Annotated in this window: 4 protein-coding genes; all 4 read left to right on the top strand. The window is 40.3% G+C overall.

Translation table 11 applies throughout. The features are described 5' to 3' along the window. On the top strand, nucleotides 1-291 hold a 291-nt coding region (locus ACJMMI_RS00815), incomplete at its 5' end, for a phosphate ABC transporter ATP-binding protein (RefSeq protein ID WP_405352619.1). Nucleotide 292: 1 nt separating this feature from the next. After that, on the top strand, nucleotides 293-937 hold the full coding sequence (phoU, locus tag ACJMMI_RS00810) for a phosphate signaling complex protein PhoU (protein ID WP_405352618.1): 645 nt from the start codon (nucleotides 293-295) through the stop codon (nucleotides 935-937). Nucleotides 938-940: 3 nt separating this feature from the next. Next, nucleotides 941-1615 carry a response regulator transcription factor gene (locus ACJMMI_RS00805; protein WP_405352616.1) on the top strand — a complete coding sequence of 225 codons (675 nt, stop codon included), beginning with the start codon at nucleotides 941-943 and terminating at the stop codon, nucleotides 1613-1615. Further along, nucleotides 1612-2589: PAS domain S-box protein (locus ACJMMI_RS00800; RefSeq protein WP_405352613.1), on the top strand; the 978-nt coding region annotated here is incomplete at its 3' end. The genes ACJMMI_RS00805 and ACJMMI_RS00800, both read left to right, overlap by 4 nt.

The raw sequence follows: 2589 nt of genomic DNA, 5'->3' as shown, positions 1-2589 counted from the left end.
CTTTGCATTGCCCGTGCTCTTGCGGTGGAGCCTGAAGTTCTACTTATGGATGAGCCGACATCGGCTCTTGACCCGATTTCTACTTCACGAATTGAAGAACTTGCATTGCAATTAAAAGAAAAATATACTATAATCATAGTAACTCATAATATGCAGCAGGCAGTTCGTATTTCTGATAATACAGCGTTCTTCCTTCTTGGTGAATTAGTTGAGATGGGTGAAACTGAGAAGCTATTCTCGCAACCTAAAGATAAACGCACAGAAGACTACATTACAGGAAGGTTTGGATGATATGAGAAGCAGATTTGATGAACAGCTTATACTGCTGAATAAAAAAATGACACAAATGGGTGCACTCTGTGAGGAGCTAATTGCTTTTGTTGCAAAAGCTCTTTTGAACGGAGATATTGAAGGCGCAAGGGAAGTAAAGTCACGCGGACAAGAAATTGACCACATGGAAAGAGAAATCGAAGCTATTTGTTTAAGACTTCTGCTTCAGCAACAGCCTGTAGCACGTGACCTTCGTGTTGTTTCGGCGGCTCTTAAAATGATAACCGATATGGAACGAATCGGAGATCAGGCAGAAGATATTGCGGATATAATTCCTGTTCTTAACGGCAGAACAGGCGCTGAATTTGTTGATTTAAAGCTTATGGCTGAAGCAACATGCAAAATGGTAACAGACAGCATTGATGCTTATGTAAGACAAGATGTAAAGCTCGCCCGAATGGTTCTTGAGCACGACGATATAGTTGATGATGCTTTCAGAAAAATGAAAGATACTTTAATAAAAATGATTACCGATAACAATGCAGACGGTGAATATGCCGTTGACCTGCTTATGATAGCAAAATACTTTGAACGCATCGGAGACCACGCAACAAATATTGCTGAGTGGGTAGAATTCTCTGTTACAGGCATTCACAAAGGAGGATAAATTATGGTTTGGTGTGTAGATGATGACAGCACAATACGTGAGATTGAGGTTTACACATTAGAGCAAACGGGCTTTACTGCCCGTGGCTTTGCTGACGGCGTTTCTATGCTTGAAGCTCTAAAGGATGAGATTCCCGAGCTTATTATTCTTGATATTATGATGCCTGAGCTTGACGGTATTGAGGTGCTCAAAAGGCTTCGTTCAGAGCCTTTATATAAAGATATTCCTGTTATTATGGCAACAGCAAAGGGTACGGAGATGGACAAAATTGGCGGATTGAATATGGGCGCGGATGATTATCTTGTAAAACCCTTTGGTGTTATGGAAATGGTTGCCCGTGTAAAGGCAGTCCTTCGCCGTTCGGTAAAGACAGTTGAGTCTGACAGTATAACTGTCGGTTCAATCACTCTGAAAGAGAAAGAGCATAAGGTTATTTCTGACGGTGAAAAGGTTGAGCTTACTCATAAAGAATTTGAGATACTCAAGCTGTTTATGCAGAATCCGAACATGGTATTTTCAAGAGACAAGCTGATGAGTGAAATTTGGGGTATGGATTACATAGGTGAAACCCGTACTGTTGATATGCACATTAAAACTCTTCGCCATAAGCTCGGTAGCGCCGGTGGTCAGATAAAAACAGTAATCGGTGTCGGCTACAGATTGGAGGATGAGGCATGACCAAAAAAATATTCCGCTCCATTTTTACAGTAGCGTTCGTTGTGCTTCTTGCAAGTATAGGTATTGCAACAAGCTTTCTTTATGACTATTTCAACGACTCTCAGCAAAGCCGGTTAAAGGCAGAGCTTTTGCTTGTTGCAGATACAGTAAATGAGGTCGGTGTTGAATATTTTGATAATTTTGACTCTACGGTATTTCGTTTTACTATTGTTGATGCTGACGGCACTGTGCTTTATGATACACAGGCAAAAGCAAACGAAATGGAAAATCACGCCGGAAGAGAAGAAATTATTGAGGCTTTTGAAACAGGTGAAGGCAGTTCGGCAAGAAATTCCGAAACTCTGACAGAGAAAACATTTTATGAAGCTGTTTTACTTGAAAACGGCGATGTTCTTCGCATTTCAGTCAGTCAGCTTACATTAGGAGCCCTTATTTTAGGAATGATTCCTGCAATTTTTGCAATTATTCTTGTTGCTACCGTTGTTGCTATCGTACTTTCTCTTGCAATGGCGAAACAGATTACTGAACCGCTTATGAAGCTTGACCTTGAGCATCCTGCCGACAATGTCGCTTATGAAGAGCTTACGCCGATACTCACAAAGCTTCACAAGCAACACAAACAAATCAAAAAACAAATGAACTCTATAAGACGTAAATCTGATGAATTTGAACAGCTCGTTTCATCTATGAATGAAGGTCTTGTTCTGCTTGATGAACACGCTATGGTTCTGAGTATGAATCAGGCTGCAAAGAAAATTTTTGGAGTCAGCAAAGATGTTAAAGGTGACGATTTCCTTTTATACGACCGCACAACCAGAATGAGTAAAGCTATATGGGATGCACTTGAAGGTAATCATACTGAATATACTGAGCAGAGAAACGGTTCAGAATATCAGTTAACCATTAATCCGATTGAGTCATCAGGTAAAACTAAAGGTGCAATTATCCTTATTTTTGATATTACTGACCGAGCA

Origin of the sequence: Ruminococcus sp. (assembly GCF_045129435.1) — a bacterium.
Lineage (GTDB): Bacteria > Bacillota > Clostridia > Oscillospirales > Acutalibacteraceae > Ruminococcoides.
The sequence above is the reverse complement of the archived record's forward strand: the minus strand, read 5'-3'. Positions and strand labels throughout refer to the sequence as shown.

Coding starts and splice junctions, on each gene's coding strand:
- phoU (WP_405352618.1), top strand. CDS start 293: ATGAGAAGCAGATTTGATGAACAGCTTATACTGCTGAATAAAAAAATG.
- ACJMMI_RS00805 (WP_405352616.1), top strand. CDS start 941: ATGGTTTGGTGTGTAGATGATGACAGCACAATACGTGAGATTGAGGTT.